The organism is Streptomyces sp. MMS24-W38 (genome assembly GCF_059889265.1).
In genome coordinates this window covers 1,624,582-1,641,418 of the sequence record NZ_JCBCPP010000001.1, presented here as the reverse complement: position 1 = coordinate 1,641,418, position 16,837 = coordinate 1,624,582, and the positions used below count along the sequence as shown (strand labels likewise).

Sequence of the window (16,837 nt, the reverse complement as noted above, 5' to 3'; positions counted from 1 at the left end):
CAAGAAAGGGGCATGCGGGGTGCTGCGTCTCGTCGTACGAAGACTGCTCCAGCTCATACCCACGCTGCTCGGCCTGTCGGTACTGCTCTTCCTGTGGCTCGACCGGCTGCCCGGCGGACCCGCCTCAGCGATCCTGGGGGAAAAGGCCACCGAGGCCGAAGTAATTCGCATCAACCGTGCGCTCGGGCTGGACCAGCCCGTCTACGTCCAGTACTGGCGCTTCCTCAAGCGCATCGCCGAACTCGACCTGGGCACCTCCACCCAGACCGGACAGCCGGTATGGGACGAGTTCGTCCTGCGCTTCCCCGCGACCGTGGAGCTGTCCCTCCTCGCGATCCTCATCGCCGTGGCCGTCGGTATCCCGCTCGGTTACTTCGCCGCCCGCAACCGCGGCGGCTGGCTCGACGTCACCGCGGTCTCCGGCTCGCTCATCGGCATCTGCATCCCGGTCTTCTTCCTCGCCCTGATCCTCAAGAGCGTCTTCGCCGTCGAGCTCGGGCTCTTCCCTGTCTCCGGACGCCTGGAGACCGGCATCGACGCCACGAACGTGACCGGTTTCGCCGTCCTGGACGGCATCCTCACCGGGGAGTTCGACGCCGCCGGGGACGCGCTCCATCACCTGGTCCTGCCCGCCGTCGCCCTGTCCTCCATCCCGCTCGCGGTCATCGTGCGCATGACCCGCGCCAGCGTTCTCGAGGTGCAGGACGAGGACTACGTCCGCACCGCCGAGGCCAAGGGCCTCAAGCGGAGCGTCGTCCGCGGCCGGCACGTGCTGCGCAACGCGATGCTCCCCGTGGTGACCGCGGTCGGCCTGCTCACGGGCTCCCTGCTGTCCGGCGCGGTCCTGACCGAGTCCGTGTTCGACTTCGGCGGTATCGGCTCCTTCATCCGGACCGCGATCGACGGCCGCGACTACCCCGTGCTCGTCGGGTTCATCATGTTCATCGCGATGGTGTACGTCCTGATCAACCTGCTGGTGGACGTGGCGTACAGCCTCATCGACCCGAGAGTGCGGGTGCACTAGCGTGAGCGTCGCCACCAAGACCGAGAAGATCCAGCGCCTCGCGGAACTGACCGCGACCAAGGAGACCAGCACCGGCGCCAGCCTGTGGCGGGAGGCCTTCCGCCGCCTGAGGCGCAGCAAGATGGCGATCATCGGCGCGGCCGTCATCGCCCTGTTCGTCCTCGTCGCGATCGTCGGACCGTACCTCACCCCGTACGCCCCGACCGCCCAGACCTGGCGGGGTGAGGTCTTCCCCAACCGGGGTGAGTTCGTCGGCCCGCGCGGCGGGAACTGGTTCGGAATCGACCACCTCGGCCGGGACATGTTTTCCCGCATGCTGGTCGGCGCCCGCCAGACGCTGCTCGTCGGCGTCGTCGCCACGCTCATCGGCCTGATCATCGGCTTCCTGATCGGCGGCCTCTCCGGAGCCGCCGCCACCCTCGGCGGCGACACCGGAAGGCGCATCGACTCCGTCATCATGCGCTTCATCGACATGATGCTGGCGATGCCCTCGCTGCTGCTGGCCGTGTCCATCGCGGCCGTCATGGGCCAGTCGCTGACCACTGTGATGATCGCCGTGGGTGTCGTCCAGATCCCGGTGTTCGCCCGGCTGCTGCGCGGTTCCATGCTGGCGCAGGGCGGCGCGGACTACGTGCTCGCGGCCAAGTCCCTCGGTGTGCGCAAGCGACGCATCGTGGTCTCGCAGATCATCCCCAACTCGCTCAGCCCGGTGATCGTGCAGGCCACGCTCTCCCTGGCCACCGCGATCATCGAGGCGGCCGCCCTGTCCTACCTGGGCCTGGGCAACCCCGACCCGGCCATCCCCGAGTGGGGCGTCATGCTCGCCCAGGCGCAGCGCTTCTTCGACAACGCGCCGATGATGGCGGTCTACCCCGCCGTCGGCATCATCATCACCGCCCTCGGCTTCACCCTCCTCGGCGAGGCCATGCGGGAAGCCCTCGACCCGAAGCTGAGGGGCTGAACCACCATGTCTCTGCTCACTGTCGACGAACTGACCGTCACCTTCGGCGGCCGCGGCCGCAAGGAGTCCCGGGCGGTCGACGGCGTTTCCTTCGAGGTCGACCAGGGCCAGGTCGTGGGCCTGGTCGGCGAGTCCGGCTGCGGAAAGTCCGTCACCTCCCTGGCCCTGATGGGCCTGTTGCCCCACAAGGGCGTCACGGTCGGCGGCCGCGCCGAATTCGACGGTACGGACCTGTTCACCATGAGCTCGTCCGCCCGCCGCGACCTGCGCGGCAGCGAAATGGCGATGATCTTCCAGGACCCGCTGTCCTCGCTCAACCCGGTCGTGCCGCTCGGCGTGCAGGTCACCGAGATCCTGGAGCGCCACCGCGGGATGAAGGGCGAGGCCGCCCGCAAGGAGGCCGCCCACCTGCTGGACCGGGTCGGCATCCCCGACCCGACCCGGCGGCTCAAGGAGTACCCGCACCAGCTCTCCGGCGGTATGCGCCAGCGCGCGCTGATCGCCATGGCGGTGGCCTGCGCCCCGCGCATGCTCATCGCCGACGAGCCCACCACGGCCCTCGACGTGACCATCCAGGCGCAGATCCTGGAGCTGCTCAAGGAACTCGTGGACCAGGAGGGCACCGCCCTGCTGATGATCACCCACGACCTCGGTGTGGTCGCCGGCCTCTGCGACCAGGTCAACGTGCTCTACGCGGGCAAAGCCGTGGAGTCCGCCGGGCGTCGCGAGCTGTTCGCCCACCCCACCCACCCCTACACGCACGGACTGCTGGGCTCCATCCCGCGCCTGGACGCTCCCCGGGGTGAGTCCCTCAAGCCCATCCGCGGCTCCATCAACGACCGCGTCGCCTGGGCCGACGGCTGCGCCTTCGCGCCCCGCTGCGACCGGTACGAGATGGGCTGCCTGACCGGCACCCCGCAGCTCACCGAGGAGCGTGCCGCCGGTCACCAGGCGCGGTGCGTCAACCCCGTGCTCGACGACGCGAAGGCCGAGGAGGTCCCCGCATGAGCCTGCTCGAACTGGACGGCGTCAAGGTCCACTTCCCCATCAAGAAGGGCGTGCTGTTCGACCGTACGGTCGGCCACGTCTACGCCGTGGACGGGGTGTCCCTGAAGGTCGAGGCCGGCGAGACCTACGGCCTGGTCGGCGAGTCCGGCTGCGGCAAGAGCACCCTCGGGCGGTCGGTGCTGCGGCTGGTGGATATCACCGAGGGGTCCGTCGTCCTGGACGGCACCGACCTGGCGAAGCTGCCCGGTGAGGAGATGCGCCGCTTCCGGCGCCGGCTCCAGATGGTCTTCCAGGACCCGCTGGGCTCGCTCAACCCCCGGCAGAACATCGAGTCGATCCTGTCCGAGGGCATGGTCGCCCACGGCATCGGCAAGGACCAGGAGGAGCGCCGGGAGAAGATCAAGTCGATCCTGGACAAGGTCGGCCTGCCCTCCAACGCGCTCGCCCGCTACCCGCACGAGTTCTCCGGCGGTCAGCGCCAGCGCATCGGCATCGCCCGCGCGCTCGTCCTCGAACCGGACGTGATCATCTGCGACGAGCCGGTCTCCGCGCTCGACGTGTCGGTCCAGGCCCAGGTCATCAACCTGCTGGAGGACCTCCAGGAGGAGCTCGGCCTGACCTACCTGGTGATCGCCCACGACCTCGCGGTGGTCCGGCACATCTCCGACACGATCGGCGTGATGTACCTGGGGTCGCTGGTCGAGGAGGCACCGAGCGACGCGCTGTACGCCGAGCCCAAGCACCCGTACACCAAGGCCCTGATGTCGGCGGTGCCGGTGCCGGACCCGGAGGTGGAGGACAAGCGCGAGCGCATCCTGCTCACCGGTGACCTGCCCTCCCCGGCGAACCCGCCCAGCGGCTGCCGCTTCCACACCCGCTGCCCCTGGGCGCAGGCCGAGCGGTGCGCGACCGAACGGCCGGAACTGAAGGACGTCGGCGGCGGCCACCGGGTGGCCTGCCACTACACCGCCGAGATCGCGGCCGGCACGCTGAAGCGGAGTCAGGGGGAGGTGGTGTCGGCGACCCGCGAGGGCGTCGAGGACGCCCCGCCGTCGGTGGGTTCCGGTGACGTGACGGTGCCGGAGCAGTCCGGGGAGCCGGTGAAGGAGAGCGCGGCGGAGGAGCCCGAGACCTCCTCGGAGGAGGCCGAGACTTCGGCGGAGGAGCCCGAGCCGGAGTCCGCGGAGAACGAGTCCGCGGAGAACGAGTCCGCGGAGGAGGCGTCCGCGGAGAACGAGTCCGCGGAGGAGGCGTCCGCGGAGAACGAGTCCGCGGAGGAGCCGGAGGCCCCCGCGGAGGAGAAGGGCGCGGCGAAGAAGGCCGTTTAGCCTCTGCCGCGCGTTCGCCGATGTGCAAAGAACCCCTCGCCTTGGTTTGTAAGGCGAGGGGTTCTCGCTGAGTCAGAATGTGAAGGTGCTCCAGCAACTCTTCAGCCCGTCCCTCCTGCACGCGCTCGACCTGATCGGCATCTTCGTCTTCGCGATCTCGGGCGCCCTGCTGGCCGTTCGCAAGAACCTCGATGTCTTCGGCATCGCGGTCCTCGCGGAGGCTACCGCCCTCGGCGGCGGACTCTTCCGTGACGTGGTCATCGGCGCCGTGCCGCCCGCCGCCTTCACGGACCTGGGGTACTTCGTCACCCCGCTGCTCGCCGTGGCGCTGGTGTTCTTCCTGCATCCGCACGTGGAGCGCATCCAGAACGCCATCAGCTTCTTCGACGCCGCCGGGCTCGGTCTGTTCTGCGTCGTCGGCACCGCCAAGGCGTACGACTACGGGCTCAGCGCGACCTCCTCCGCCTGCCTCGGCCTGGTCACCGCGGTGGGCGGCGGCGTGGTGCGGGACGTGCTCGCCAACGAGGTGCCCTCGCTGCTGCGCTGGGACCGTGATCTCTACGCGGTACCGGCGATGGTCGGCGCGACCATGGCGGCGCTGTGCCTCCGCTTCGCCGCGCTGAACGCGTTCACCAGCACCCTTGCCGTGCTCACGGCGTTCACGCTGCGGCTGCTGGCGCTGCGGTACCACTGGCGGGCGCCCCGCGCGTGGCAGCGGCGTTCGACGGCCCGCGAGGAGGAGTAGGGCGGGGCGTCCTGGAGCGGGCCCGACGCCCGACAAAGCTACCGCTTAGTAGCTACCTCTTGTACTCTTCAACCATGTCAGAAGCAGCCTCCGCCCAGGTCGCGACCCGGGCCACCGTCGGTGACAGCGAGTTCGACCGCGACACCGCGGTGGCGCTCCGCGCGCCGGGCGTCTACGACGTCGACCTCTCCGCCGGCTGGACGATCATCAACGCCGTCAACGGCGGCTATCTGCTGGCCGTCCTGGGCCGCGCCCTCGCCGACGCCCTGCCGCACGCGGACCCGTTCACCATCTCCGCGCACTACCTGACCGCCTCCCGGCCGGGCCCGGCGGTCGTCCGCACCGAGACCGTGCGCACCGGGCGCACCCTGTCGACCGGTCAGGCGTCCCTCCTCCAGTACGACGACGAGGGCCGCGAGGTCGAACGCATCCGCGTACTGGCCTCCTACGGTGACCTGGACACCCTCCCCGACGACGTCCGTACGGCGGCCCGACCGCCCGCGCTACCGCCCATGGAGCAGTGCTTCGGCCCCGAGGACGGTCCGACCCCCGTCGACGGCAGCTCCGCCATCACCGAGCGGCTGATGCTCAAGCTCGACCCGTCGACCCTCGGCTGGGCCCTCGGTCAGCCCTCCGGCAAGGGGGAGATGCGGGCCTGGTTCGGGCTCGCCGACGGCCGGGACGCCGACCCGTTCTCCCTGCTGCTCGCGGTGGACGCGCTGCCGCCCACCGCCTTCGAGCTCGGGCTCACCGGCTGGGTCCCCACGGTCGAGCTGACGGCGCACGTCCGTTCCCGCCCGGCGCCCGGCCCGCTGCGGGTGTCGATCACCACCCGCAATCTCGCCGGCGGCTTCCTGGAGGAGGACGCCGAGGTCTGGGACAGCGCGGACCGGCTGGTGGCCCAGTCCCGCCAGCTCGCCCGCGTACGGCTGCCCTGAGGGGCCCGGCAGACACCGCGCCGGGGCTGCTGGGCCCACTCGTCCTCAATTCATCGATGTCGCCCTCGGCTCCGGCGGCGCGGATCCGCCGGCCCGGTCGGTGTTCCCGCAGGTGAGCGACGCCGTTTCGTGGAGCCTCTGGGCCGGAGCGCTCGGACCGGCGTCGTTTCCCGGCCGACCGTGCCACCGGGTCCGCCGGACAAGGACCGTAGAATCGGCCTCACCATGGCATACCTCGACCACGCCGCGACCACCCCGATGCTTCCCGAGGCAGTCGAGGCACTCACCGCGCACCTGAGCGTCACCGGCAACGCCTCCTCCCTGCACGCGGCCGGCCGGCGCGCCCGCCGGAGCGTCGAGGAGGCCCGCGAAACCCTCGCCGAAGCCCTCGGCGCCCGCCCCAGCGAGGTGGTTCTCACCTCCGGCGGGACCGAGGCCGACAACCTCGCGGTGAAGGGCCTGTACTGGGCCCGCCGTGACGCGGAGCCGGCCCGCACCCGCGTCCTCGCGAGTCCCGTCGAGCACCACGCCGTCCTCGACGCCGTGCACTGGCTCGGCGAGCACGAGGGCGCCACCGTCGAGTACCTGCCGGTCGACCCCTACGGCCGGGTCCACCCGGACGCGCTGCGCGAGGCGATCGCCCGCGACCCCGACGACGTGGCCCTGGCCACCGTGATGTGGGCGAACAACGAGATCGGCACGCTGCTGCCGGTCCGTGAACTCGCCGAGGTCGCCGCCGAGTTCGGGGTTCCGCTGCACTCCGACGCGGTCCAGGCCTTCGGCCAGGTGCCCGTGGACTTCGCCTCCTCGGGGCTCGCCGCGATGACCGTGTCCGGCCACAAGATCGGCGGCCCGTACGGCATCGGGGCGCTGGTCCTGGGCCGCGAGCACACCCCCGTACCAGTGCTGCACGGCGGCGGTCAGGAGCGCCACGTGCGCTCCGGCACGCTCGACGTGCCCGCGGTCGCCTCCTTCGCGGTGGCCGGCCGACTGGCCGCCGAGCAGCAGGAGTGGTTCGCCCGCGAGATCGGAGCCCTCCGCGACGACCTGGTCGCCGCGGTCCGCGAGGCCGTTCCAAACGCCATCCTCGGCGGCGACCCCTCGCCCGGGGGGCGGCTCCCGGCCAACGCCCATTTCACGTTCCCCGGCTGCGAGGGCGACTCCCTGCTGCTCCTGCTCGACGCCCAGGGCATCGAGTGCTCCACCGGTTCCGCCTGCACGGCGGGCATCGCCCAGCCCAGCCACGTCCTCCTGGCCACCGGCACCGACCCGGACCTGGCCCGCGGCACCCTCCGCTTCTCCCTCGGCCACACTTCCACCCGGGCCGACGTCGAAGCCCTGGCCAAGGCCATCGGCCCGGCGGTGGAACGGGCCCGGGCGGCGGGGCTGACCTAGGGCACGACAACGACCTACGAGGCGGGTTCCCTTCGCCGGTATGACCCGGATCAGGTGACTAGGGGTCGCCTTCCGGTCCTGGGACCTTCCGGCCTCTCAGCCCGACCGTCGATGTCGGCACCAGCGGAAGCCGTAACCTCACGCTGAAGTCGGCTACTCCGGTCGAACTCCCTCACTCGTCTCGTAGGCCTGTTTTCATAGTAGAACGTCCACCGCTGGAGGGAAGAGTTCGGATTGATATTTTTTATCCTTTTTCGGGCGTTTCCGGGCGGCGGGGTCAGGCCGTCGCCGTGCGCGCCTGACGTACGAGCTTCATGTAGCGGTCCCAGTCCCAGTGCGGGCCCGGGTCGGTGTGATCCGTCCCCGGCACCTCGATGTGGCCGATGATGTGCTTCCGGTCGACGGGTATGTCGTAGCGCGCGCAGATCCGGGCCGTGAGCCGGGCCGAGGCCTCGTACATCTCGTCCGTGAGGTCCTGCGGCCGGTCCACGAACCCCTCGTGCTCGATGCCGACGCTGCGCTCGTTGTAGTCGCGGTTTCCCGCGTGGTACGCCACGTCGAGCTCGCGGATCATCTGGGTGATCCGCCCGTCCTGTCCGACGATGTAGTGCGTGGCCGCCCGGTGCCCGGGGTCCTGGAACGCCCGCACCGCGCTGTCGAAGCTGCCCTGGGTGACGTGGACGATCACCATGTCGATGCCGTAGTCGTCGGGCCGGTCCGCGCGCCGCCAGTTGGCGTCCGAGGCCGCGACCCAGCGGGCGCCCGAGAAGTCGACCACGCCCGGCTCGCGAGGCTTCTCGATCCCGGGCACACGCCACCACAGGCGGCCCAACTCGTCCCGCGCCAGCACGGCGGTGCCCGCGGCGGCCGCCACCCCGCCGACGATCAGGGCGCGCCGCCCGATGCGCCGGTCGCCGTCCTTGGAAGCTCTTCTCTCCCCCATGCCGGCAACAACGGATATCCGGTGGCCCCGGTTCCCGTGCCCCGTACCCTGGAGGGGTTATGACTGAGATCCCGCAGCCCTCCCGCTCCCGCCCCCTCCGGGTACTGGCCGCCATGTCCGGCGGAGTCGACTCCGCCGTGGCCGCCGCCCGTGCCGCCGAAGCGGGACACGACGTGACCGGCGTCCACCTCGCGCTCTCCGCGAACCCCCAGTCCTTCCGCACGGGCGCGCGGGGCTGTTGCACCATAGAGGACTCGCGCGACGCCCGCCGCGCCGCCGACGTCATCGGCATCCCGTTCTACGTGTGGGACCTCGCCGACCGCTTCCGTGAGGACGTGGTGGAGGACTTCGTCGCCGAGTACGAGGCGGGCCGCACGCCCAACCCGTGCCTGCGCTGCAACGAGAAGATCAAGTTCGCCGCGCTGCTGGACAAGGCACTGGCCCTCGGTTTCGACGCCGTGGCCACCGGCCACTACGCGCGCGTGGTCACCCTGTCCGACGGCACGCGAGAGCTGCACCGCGCCTCCGACATGGCCAAGGACCAGTCGTACGTCCTGGGCGTGCTGGACGACCGGCAGCTCGCCCACGCCATGTTCCCGCTCGGCGACACGGTCACCACCAAGGAGGAGATCCGCGCGGAGGCCGAGCGGCGCGGACTGGCGGTCGCCAAGAAGCCCGACTCGCACGACATCTGCTTCATCGCCGACGGCGACACCCAGGGCTTCCTCGCGAACCGCCTGGGCCGGGCCGAGGGCGACATCGTCGACGAGTCCGGCGCCAAGCTCGGCACGCACGAGGGCGCGTACGGCTTCACCATCGGTCAGCGCAAGGGCCTGCGGATCGGCACCCCCGCCCCCGACGGCAAGCCCCGCTACGTCCTCGACATCTCCCCGGTGACCAACACCGTCACCGTCGGCCCCGCGGACGCCCTCGACGTCGGCGCCCTCACCGCGGTCAACCCCCGCTGGTGCGGCACCGCCCCGACCGGCCCCGGCACCTACACCGCCCAGCTCCGCGCCCACGGCGACGAGACCGAGGTCACCGCCGAACTCGTCGACGGCACCCTGGAGGTGTCGTTCACGGAGCCGGTGCGCGGCGTCGCCCCCGGCCAGGCCATCGTCCTCTACGCGGGCACCCGCGTCGTCGGCTCCGCCACCATCGCCACCACGTCCCGCACGACGAAGACCCCCACGACGGTCTGACCCCTGGGCGTCCGCCGGGGGCGACACGGTGAGCTCGCCGAAAACCGTGAGCAGTCGGCGGCCGACTGTCACTTCGACGCTCGAATGAGCGCCGAAGTGACGGTGAGGGCCGGAGTGCTCACACCTTCTCCTTCGGACCTGCCGGGCGCCACGGGGTCGTCGTCGCCTGCCGGACGGTCATCGCTTCGGAGTCGGCCACCAACGCCGTGCGGTGCTTCCTCGATCCCGCCGCCGTGCGGCTGTGCTGGGCCGACCCCGTGTTGCGGGTCAGCGTCACAGACACCGGTCCGGTGTTCCCCGTGGCGGTTGGTACCGGGTGGGCCGGACGAGGAGCGGGGGCGGGGACTGCGGACGGTGCCGGCCCCGGCCGCCTGGTCTGCCCGTGCTCGCCGCCTGACGGCAGTGCCGTTCGGGGCCTCAGCGGGCGAAGAAGTCCGTCAGGACCGGGGCCAGGACGTCCGGTTCGACCATGTGGGTCTGGCCGGCCAGGGTGCGGCAGGTGCCCTGGGGGACGGCGTCCGCGATGGCCCGGGCGGCCTCGCGCATCCAGGCCGGGCTCGCGTCGCCCGCGATGGACAGCACCGGTACGGGGATCGACTCCAGCAGTTTCACGGGGACACCGCCGTCGCCCATGACGGCGTCGTCGTGGGCGAGGCTCGGCGCCATCGACTCCATACCGGCCCACATGGGGGACTGCCGGGCGCTCTGGATCACCGCCTCGCCGAGCCCGGTGAGACGCAGGAAGAGCTCCACCGCGTCCCCGCGGCGCCCCTCGGCGAGTGCCTGCGTCAGGCGCTCGGTGTACTGGGCGCGCTCGCGCAGGTCCTCCTCGGACATCGCGTACGGCGTCTCGTACACGGCGACATGCCGCACCGGCAGCCCGCTCGCCGCCGCGCGCAGCGCCAGCGCGCCGCCCGAGGAGACGCCGTACAGCGACGCCTCCCCGCCCATCGCCGCGATCAGCGCCGCCAGGTCCTCGACCTCGCGTTCCACCGCGTACGGCAGGGTGTCCCCACTCGCCCCGCGGCCCCGGCGGTCGTAGACGACGACCCGGAACCGCTCCGAGAGCGGTGCGGCGAGCGGCGCCACCGTGGCACCCGTCGACATCGCGCCGCTGACGAGGACGACCACGGAGCCCCGTCCGGCGCTCTCGTGGGCGATGAGGGTGCCGTCACGCGAAACGATGTTCTTGTCCATATCCCCGCAGACTGCCGCACCGCGGCCCGATCATGGGTGAGGCGGGCCGCGCGTCCGTCGATCGCAACCCTTCTATCCGATCATCGGACTTCCACGTCGTAGAAACACAGGTGGTCCTTGATGTCGCCGACGGCGGGCTTCGGGTCCGGGTAGGCCCAGACGAGATCGGCCGCGTCCGGGCGCGACCAGTAGGACGCGGTGCCCTTGAAGGGGCAGTGGGTGTGGGTCCCGGACGGGGTCAACAGGTCGAGCCGTACGTCCTCGGGCGGGATGTAGTACCGGGCGGGACAACCCGTCTCGCGCAGCACCAGTGCCCGGTCGCTCTCGGCCAGGACCTCCCCGCCGTGCACCACGCGCACGTGTCGGTCGCTCCGCTCGACGGTGATGCGGTGTCCACTGGTCACGGTCCGCGCTCCTCTCGGGTGGCCGGGTCGACGGATACAGCGCACGCTGAAGCCGACTTCTTCCCCTCAGGAGGCACCATGGGAGCCGAGGACGCCGGCCGCAACCGCAGCACCCTCGCCCACCAGGCCCGCTACGCCGTGCGGCATCCGCGGCGCGTCCCCCGCCACGTCCGGCGGCTGCTGCGTGACGCCTGGCTGCGGCTGCGGCACCGCGACCACATCTCCTACTACCGGGCCGTGATGGCCTCCGACGCGGCCCGCAGCGTCGAGGCGGCGGTGGGGCACAACCCCTCGAGGGAACAATGGGCCCGCATCGGCCGGATGCAGTTCGACTACCTGGTCGGGCACGGCCTGAGCCCGCAGCACCGGATGCTGGAGATCGGCTGCGGCAACCTGCGCGCCGGGCGTCTTTTCATCGACCACCTCGAAACCGGTCACTACTACGGCATCGACATCTCGCCGCACATCCTGCTGGCCGCCCAGGACACCGTGGTGCGCGAGGGGCTCCAGGCGAAGCTGCCCCATCTGGCCCTCGCCGACGATCTGACCTTCGCCTTTCTGCCCGCCGGGCACTTCGACGTCGTGCACGCGCACAGCGTCTTCTCCCACTCGCCCCGGCACGTCATCGAGGAGTGCTTCGCGCACGTCGGCCGGGTGCTCGCCCCGGGCGGGTTCCTCGACTTCACGTTCGACCGCACGGAGGGAGAGGAGCACCACGTCCTGCACGAGGACTTCTACTACCGGACCGAGACGCTCGCCGGACTGGCCGCCGAGCACGGTCTGTCGGCACGGTTCATGGAGGACTGGGAGGAACTGCCGCACCGGCAGTCCAGGATGCGGCTCACCGTGGTGTCCGACCGGGCCCGTATCGTGGGCCCGTGAACATTTGCGTCTTCCTCTCCGCGGCCGACCTGGACGAGCGCTACACGGGCCCCGCGCGGGAGTTCGCCCGACTGCTGGGCAAGGGTGGCCACACCCTGGTGTGGGGCGGTTCCGACGTCGGCCTGATGAAGGTCGTCGCCGACGGGGTGCAGGAGGCGGGCGGGCGGCTCCTCGGTGTCTCGGTGGAGTTCCTGGCGGCGAAGGCGCGCCGGGGTGCCGACGAGATGGTGATCGCCCCCGACCTGGCGGAGCGCAAGCGCCTGCTCCTCGAGAAGGCCGACGCGGTGGTGATCATGGTGGGCGGCACCGGCACGCTGGACGAGGCGACCGAGATCCTGGAGCTGAAGAAGCACGGGCACACGGACAAGCCGGTGGTCCTGCTGAACACCGCGGGCTTCTACGACGGCCTCAAGACGCAGTTCCGCCGGATGGAGGACGAGGGCTTCCTGCCCCGCGCCCTCACCGATCTGGTGTTCTTCGCCGAGGACCCCGTGGGCGCACTGGCGTACCTGGAGGAGAGCCAGGGCATCTAGGGCCTGGCTCGGGTTCTCCCGTGGCGTCGCGACGCCCAGCACACCAAGAGCACGCACCGAACGCCGCTCCTTCCTCCACGGGAGAACCCGATCCAGGCCCTGACCGTGCGTGATGCGAACATGGCGGCATGGCTACACATGTGATCACCGGAGCGGGCTCCGGCATCGGCGCGGCCGTCGCCCGCAGGCTGCACGCGCGTGGCGACGAACTCGTGCTGCACGCGCGTGAGGCGGGGCGGGCGAAGGAGCTGGCGGCCGCGTTCCCCGGGGCGCGGACCCTCGTCGGCGACCTGGCGGAACCCGAGAGGCTCAGCTGGGCCTTCTCCCACCAGTCGCTCCCGGACCGGGTGGACTCCCTGCTGCACATCGCCGGCGTCGTCGACCTCGGCACGGTCGGCGAGCTGACCCCGAAGACCTGGCGGCACCAGCTCGACGTCAACCTCGTCGCCCCCGCCGAACTCACCCGCCACTTCCTGCCCCAGCTCCGCGCGAGCCGGGGCCACGTGGTCTTCGTCAACTCCGGCGCCGGACTGAACGCCCACGCCCAGTGGTCCGCCTACGCGGCCTCCAAGCACGGCCTGAAGGCGCTCGCCGACTCGCTGCGCGAGGAGGAGCACGACAACGGGGTCCGCGTCACCTCGGTCTACCCCGGCCGCACCGCCAGCCCCATGCAGGCCAAGGTCCACCAGCAGGAGGGCAAGGACTACGACCCCGGCCGGTGGATCGACCCCGAGTCGGTCGCCACGACCATTCTCATGGCCCTCGACCTGCCCGGGGACGCGGAGGTCAACGATCTGACGGTACGGCCGGGACGTTGACCCCACGGGCGTACGGACCGGGACGCGGGACTCCCGAACCGTTCCGTACGCTTCTCCGGTGAGCGATAACAGCCAGTTCAGGTTCGGGGCCGCGACCGGGATCGGGTCGATGCCGGGCGGGGACGCCCGCGAGGCCGTCAAGACCGTCACCGGAAGCTTCGAGGACTTTCCGTTCCTGCCCGAACTGCCCGCCCGGGGGCCCGGCGCGGACATGATCGGACGCACCGCCGGGATGCTCGTCGAGCTGTACGCGCGCGTGGAGCCCAGCGGCTGGCGGATCGGGGACCGGCCGGGGCGGGACACCAGGCGGGCCCGCTCCTGGCTCGGCGAGGACCTCGACGCGCTGGAGGAGTTCACCCAGGGGTACGAAGGTCCGCTGAAGGTGCAGGCCGTGGGTCCCTGGACGCTCGCCGCCCAGCTGGAGCTGAGGAATGGGGAGGCCGCCCTCTCCGACCCCGGCGCCTGCCGCGACCTCACCGCCTCGCTCGCCGAGGGGCTGCGTCTGCACCTCGACGAGATGCGGCGCCGGGTGCCCGGCGCGCGGCTCGTCCTCCAGCTCGACGAGCCGTCCCTCACCGACGTCCTGCGCGGCCGGGTGCGCAGCGCCAGCGGCTACCGCACCCACCGCGCGGTGGACCGGCAGCTGGTCGAGGCCGCGCTGCGGGACGTCGTCGGGGCGCACGACGGCGGGCCCGTCGTGATCCACTCGTGCGCGCCGGACGTGCCGTTCGCCCTGCTGCGCCGGGCGGGCGCGCAGGCGATCTCCTTCGACTTCTCGCTTCTCACCGAGCGTGACGACGAAGTGATCGGGGAGGCGGTGGAGAGCGGCACCCGGCTGTTCACCGGGGTCGTGCCGGGCACGGACGGCCCGTTGTCAGACCCTGCCGGTAGCGTCATGGGTGTCAGAACGCTGTGGCGCAGGCTGGGGCTGCGGCCGGGCCTTCTCCCGGAGGCGGTCACGGTCACTCCGGCGTGCGGACTCGCGGGGGCCTCCCCGGAGTACGCGCGCAAGGCTTACACGCACTGCGTCCGGGCGGCGAGATCCCTGGCGGACAACCCAGAGTAACGGGAGGACACACGGTGGCGGGTGACAAGCAGGCGGAGACGACGAGCGTGCCGGCCGAGGCACGGGAGCAGCACGCCAGGCTCGCTGAGCAGATCGAGGAGCACCGCTTCCGGTACTACGTGAACGACGCGCCCGTCATCAGCGACGCCGAGTTCGACCGGCTGCTGCGGGAGTTGGAGGCACTGGAGGAGGAGTACCCGGAGCTGCGCACGCCCGACTCGCCGACCCAGAAGGTCGCCGGGGCGTACGCGACGGAGTTCACCTCCGTGCAGCACGTCTCGCGCATGCTCTCCCTCGACAACACCTTCAACGACGACGACCTCGCCGCCTGGGTCGAGCGCATCCACAAGGAGCTGGGTGAGCAGGAGTTCCACTTCCTGTGCGAGCTGAAGGTCGACGGCCTCGCCGTGAACCTCACCTACGAGCGCGGACGCCTGGTCCGCGCGGCGACCCGGGGCGACAGCCGCACCGGCGAGGACATCACGCCCAACGTCCGTACCATCGCCGAGATCCCGGACAGGCTGGGGGGCGACGAGGTGCCCGACCTCGTGGAGATCCGCGGCGAGGTCTTCTTCCCGATGGAGAAGTTCCAGGGGCTCAACGCCCGCCTGGTGGCGGCCGGTGACAAGCCCTTCGCCAACCCCCGCAACGCGGCGGCGGGTTCGCTGCGCCAGAAGGATCCGCGCGTCACCGCCGGCCGTCCGCTGCACATGGTCGTCCACGGCATCGGTGCCCTGGAGGGGTTCACCGGCCTGTCCCGGCTCTCCGAGGCGTACGACCTGCTGAAGACCTGGGGGCTGCCCACCTCCCCGCACAACAGGGTCGTCGACGGCCTCGCCGGCGTACGGGAGTTCATCGCGCACTACGGCGAGAACCGGCACTCCGTGGCGCACGAGATCGACGGAGTGGTGGTCAAGCTCGACGAGATCCCGCTCCAGGGCCGCCTCGGCAGCACCTCGCGCGCCCCGCGCTGGGCCATCGCGTACAAGTACGCGCCCGAGGAGGTCAACACCAGGCTGGTCGACATCCGTGTGGGCGTGGGCCGTACGGGCAGGGTCACGCCGTACGCGCAGGTCGAGCCGGTCACCGTGGCCGGTTCCGAGGTGGAGTTCGCCACGCTGCACAACCAGGACGTGGTCAAGGCCAAGGGCGTCCTCATCGGTGACACGGTGGTGCTGCGCAAGGCCGGTGACGTCATCCCGGAGATCCTCGGTCCGGTCGCCGACCTGCGTGACGGCAGTGAGCGTGAGTTCGTGATGCCGGGCGAGTGCCCGGAGTGCGGCACGCCGCTGCGCGCGATGAAGGAGGGCGACGTCGACCTGCGTTGTCCCAACGCCCGTGCCTGCCCTGCCCAGTTGAGAGAGAGGCTGTTCTACCTCGCGGGCCGCAAGGCACTGGACATCGAGCACTTCGGCTATGTCGCCGCGGCGGCGCTCACCAGGCCGCTGGAGCCGAAGGAGCCGCCGCTGAGGGACGAGGGCGACCTGTTCGACCTCACCGTCGAGCAGTTGCTGCCCATCAAGGCGTACGTCCTCGACCAGAACAGCGGTCTGCCCAAGCGGGACCCGAAGACGGGCGAGGAGAAGATCGCCACGGTCTTCGCCAACCAGGAGGGCGAGCCGAGGAAGAACGCGGTCGCGATGCTGGCGAACATCGAGGCGGCCAAGGAACGCCCGCTCGCGCGGGTCCTCACCAGCCTGTCCATCCGGCACGTCGGCCCGGTCGCGGCCGAGGCGCTGGCCCGGGAGTTCCGGTCCATCGACCGGATCGAGCAGGCCACGGAGGAGGAGTTGGCCGGTACCGAGGGCGTCGGCGGCATCATCGCCGCCTCCCTCAAGCAGTGGTTCGCCGAGGACTGGCACCGCGAGATCATCCGCAAGTGGCGGGCGGCCGGTGTCCGCATGGAGGACGAGGGGTCCGGCGAGGACGAGGGACCGCGTCCACTGGCGGGACTGACGGTCGTGGTGACCGGAACCCTGGAGCACTACACCCGGGACGGCGCGAAGGAGGCGCTGCAGACCCGGGGAGCGAAGGTGACCGGTTCGGTCTCGAAGAAGACGTCCTTCGTCGTCGTGGGAGACAACCCCGGGTCGAAACACGACAAAGCGATGCAACTCAAGGTGCCGGTTCTGAACGAGGAGGGCTTCACCGTTCTTCTCGAAGAAGGGCCGGAAGCAGCCTCCGACATGGCACTTCAGACCGAGGAGTAGCGGTGGGAGGCCACCTGATCGGCGCATACCAGATGCATACGGGTGGCTGGGGCGCATTCGGGCAACCGTCGGCGACCGGTGCCCCTGAGAGCCCTCTGCGGCCTACTGTTGGGATGTGCGCCTGCCGTGCCCAGCTGCGGTCGGGGCATCCCTGTGTTCATGACGGGACCGTGGAAGGGCTTT

General features: G+C 71.0%; 17 protein-coding genes. 13 read left to right on the top strand and 4 right to left on the bottom strand.

Annotation, left to right across the window (positions count from 1 at the left end):
* Positions 1-19 precede the first annotated feature (19 nt).
* From AC6F7H_RS06100 to AC6F7H_RS06070, 7 genes are all read left to right on the top strand, one after another.
* Positions 20-1,024: an ABC transporter permease gene (locus AC6F7H_RS06100; RefSeq protein ID WP_500755703.1), complete on the top strand. Its 1,005-nt coding sequence runs from the start codon at positions 20-22 to the stop codon at positions 1,022-1,024.
* A gap of 1 nt (position 1,025) precedes the next feature.
* The gene (locus AC6F7H_RS06095) at positions 1,026-1,985 is read left to right on the top strand and encodes an ABC transporter permease (protein WP_500755701.1); all 960 of its coding nucleotides are present in this window, start codon (positions 1,026-1,028) and stop codon (positions 1,983-1,985) included.
* A 6-nt stretch (positions 1,986-1,991) separates the two neighbouring features.
* Positions 1,992-2,993, top strand: coding sequence for an ABC transporter ATP-binding protein (locus AC6F7H_RS06090; protein WP_500755700.1), 1,002 nt, complete (start codon positions 1,992-1,994; stop codon positions 2,991-2,993).
* A complete protein-coding gene (locus AC6F7H_RS06085; RefSeq protein WP_500755699.1) occupies positions 2,990-4,321 on the top strand; it encodes an ABC transporter ATP-binding protein in 1,332 nt (443 codons plus the stop codon). Before AC6F7H_RS06090 ends, AC6F7H_RS06085 begins: the two co-directional genes overlap by 4 nt.
* An 85-nt stretch (positions 4,322-4,406) precedes the next feature.
* The gene (locus tag AC6F7H_RS06080) at positions 4,407-5,066 is read left to right on the top strand and encodes a trimeric intracellular cation channel family protein (RefSeq protein WP_500755698.1); all 660 of its coding nucleotides are present in this window, start codon (positions 4,407-4,409) and stop codon (positions 5,064-5,066) included.
* A gap of 74 nt (positions 5,067-5,140) precedes the next feature.
* Positions 5,141-6,004 (top strand): thioesterase family protein, encoded by an 864-nt coding sequence (locus tag AC6F7H_RS06075; protein ID WP_500755696.1) that lies wholly within the window; start codon positions 5,141-5,143, stop codon positions 6,002-6,004.
* Positions 6,005-6,229: 225 nt separating this feature from the next.
* Complete coding sequence (locus AC6F7H_RS06070) at positions 6,230-7,399, top strand: cysteine desulfurase family protein (RefSeq protein WP_500755695.1); 1,170 nt, start codon at positions 6,230-6,232, stop codon at positions 7,397-7,399.
* A 277-nt stretch (positions 7,400-7,676) separates the two neighbouring features.
* Here AC6F7H_RS06070 and AC6F7H_RS06065 read toward each other — a convergent pair whose 3' ends face one another.
* Complete coding sequence (locus AC6F7H_RS06065) at positions 7,677-8,342, bottom strand: N-acetylmuramoyl-L-alanine amidase (protein WP_500755693.1); 666 nt, start codon at positions 8,340-8,342, stop codon at positions 7,677-7,679.
* A gap of 59 nt (positions 8,343-8,401) precedes the next feature.
* Between AC6F7H_RS06065 and mnmA the strand changes: the two genes are divergently transcribed.
* Positions 8,402-9,544: a tRNA 2-thiouridine(34) synthase MnmA gene (mnmA, locus tag AC6F7H_RS06060; protein ID WP_500755692.1), complete on the top strand. Its 1,143-nt coding sequence runs from the start codon at positions 8,402-8,404 to the stop codon at positions 9,542-9,544.
* Between the two features lie 118 nt (positions 9,545-9,662).
* On the opposite strand, the gene AC6F7H_RS06055 is transcribed toward mnmA, so the two are convergent.
* The 3 genes from AC6F7H_RS06055 to AC6F7H_RS06045 all read right to left on the bottom strand — a co-directional run bounded on the left by AC6F7H_RS06055 (position 9,663) and on the right by AC6F7H_RS06045 (position 11,145).
* Entirely contained in the window at positions 9,663-9,827 is a 165-nt protein-coding gene (locus AC6F7H_RS06055; protein WP_500755690.1) for a hypothetical protein, read from the bottom strand.
* A gap of 134 nt (positions 9,828-9,961) precedes the next feature.
* A complete protein-coding gene (locus tag AC6F7H_RS06050) occupies positions 9,962-10,741 on the bottom strand; it encodes an alpha/beta fold hydrolase (RefSeq protein WP_500755689.1) in 780 nt (259 codons plus the stop codon).
* 80 nt (positions 10,742-10,821) lie between these two features.
* Positions 10,822-11,145: a DUF427 domain-containing protein gene (locus tag AC6F7H_RS06045; protein ID WP_109381208.1), complete on the bottom strand. Its 324-nt coding sequence runs from the start codon at positions 11,143-11,145 to the stop codon at positions 10,822-10,824.
* A 78-nt stretch (positions 11,146-11,223) separates the two neighbouring features.
* Between AC6F7H_RS06045 and AC6F7H_RS06040 the strand changes: the two genes are divergently transcribed.
* From AC6F7H_RS06040 to ligA, 5 genes are all read left to right on the top strand, one after another.
* Positions 11,224-12,027 (top strand): class I SAM-dependent methyltransferase, encoded by an 804-nt coding sequence (locus tag AC6F7H_RS06040; protein WP_500755688.1) that lies wholly within the window; start codon positions 11,224-11,226, stop codon positions 12,025-12,027.
* Positions 12,024-12,560: an LOG family protein gene (locus AC6F7H_RS06035; protein ID WP_109381206.1), complete on the top strand. Its 537-nt coding sequence runs from the start codon at positions 12,024-12,026 to the stop codon at positions 12,558-12,560. Before AC6F7H_RS06040 ends, AC6F7H_RS06035 begins: the two co-directional genes overlap by 4 nt.
* 128 nt (positions 12,561-12,688) lie before the next feature.
* Positions 12,689-13,378, top strand: coding sequence for an SDR family oxidoreductase (locus AC6F7H_RS06030; protein WP_500755686.1), 690 nt, complete (start codon positions 12,689-12,691; stop codon positions 13,376-13,378).
* A gap of 58 nt (positions 13,379-13,436) precedes the next feature.
* Positions 13,437-14,444, top strand: a complete 1,008-nt coding sequence (locus AC6F7H_RS06025) for a methionine synthase (RefSeq protein ID WP_500755685.1) — start codon at positions 13,437-13,439, stop codon at positions 14,442-14,444.
* Between the two features lie 14 nt (positions 14,445-14,458).
* Positions 14,459-16,654, top strand: coding sequence for an NAD-dependent DNA ligase LigA (gene ligA, locus AC6F7H_RS06020; RefSeq protein ID WP_500755684.1), 2,196 nt, complete (start codon positions 14,459-14,461; stop codon positions 16,652-16,654).
* Positions 16,655-16,837: the final 183 nt, after the last annotated feature.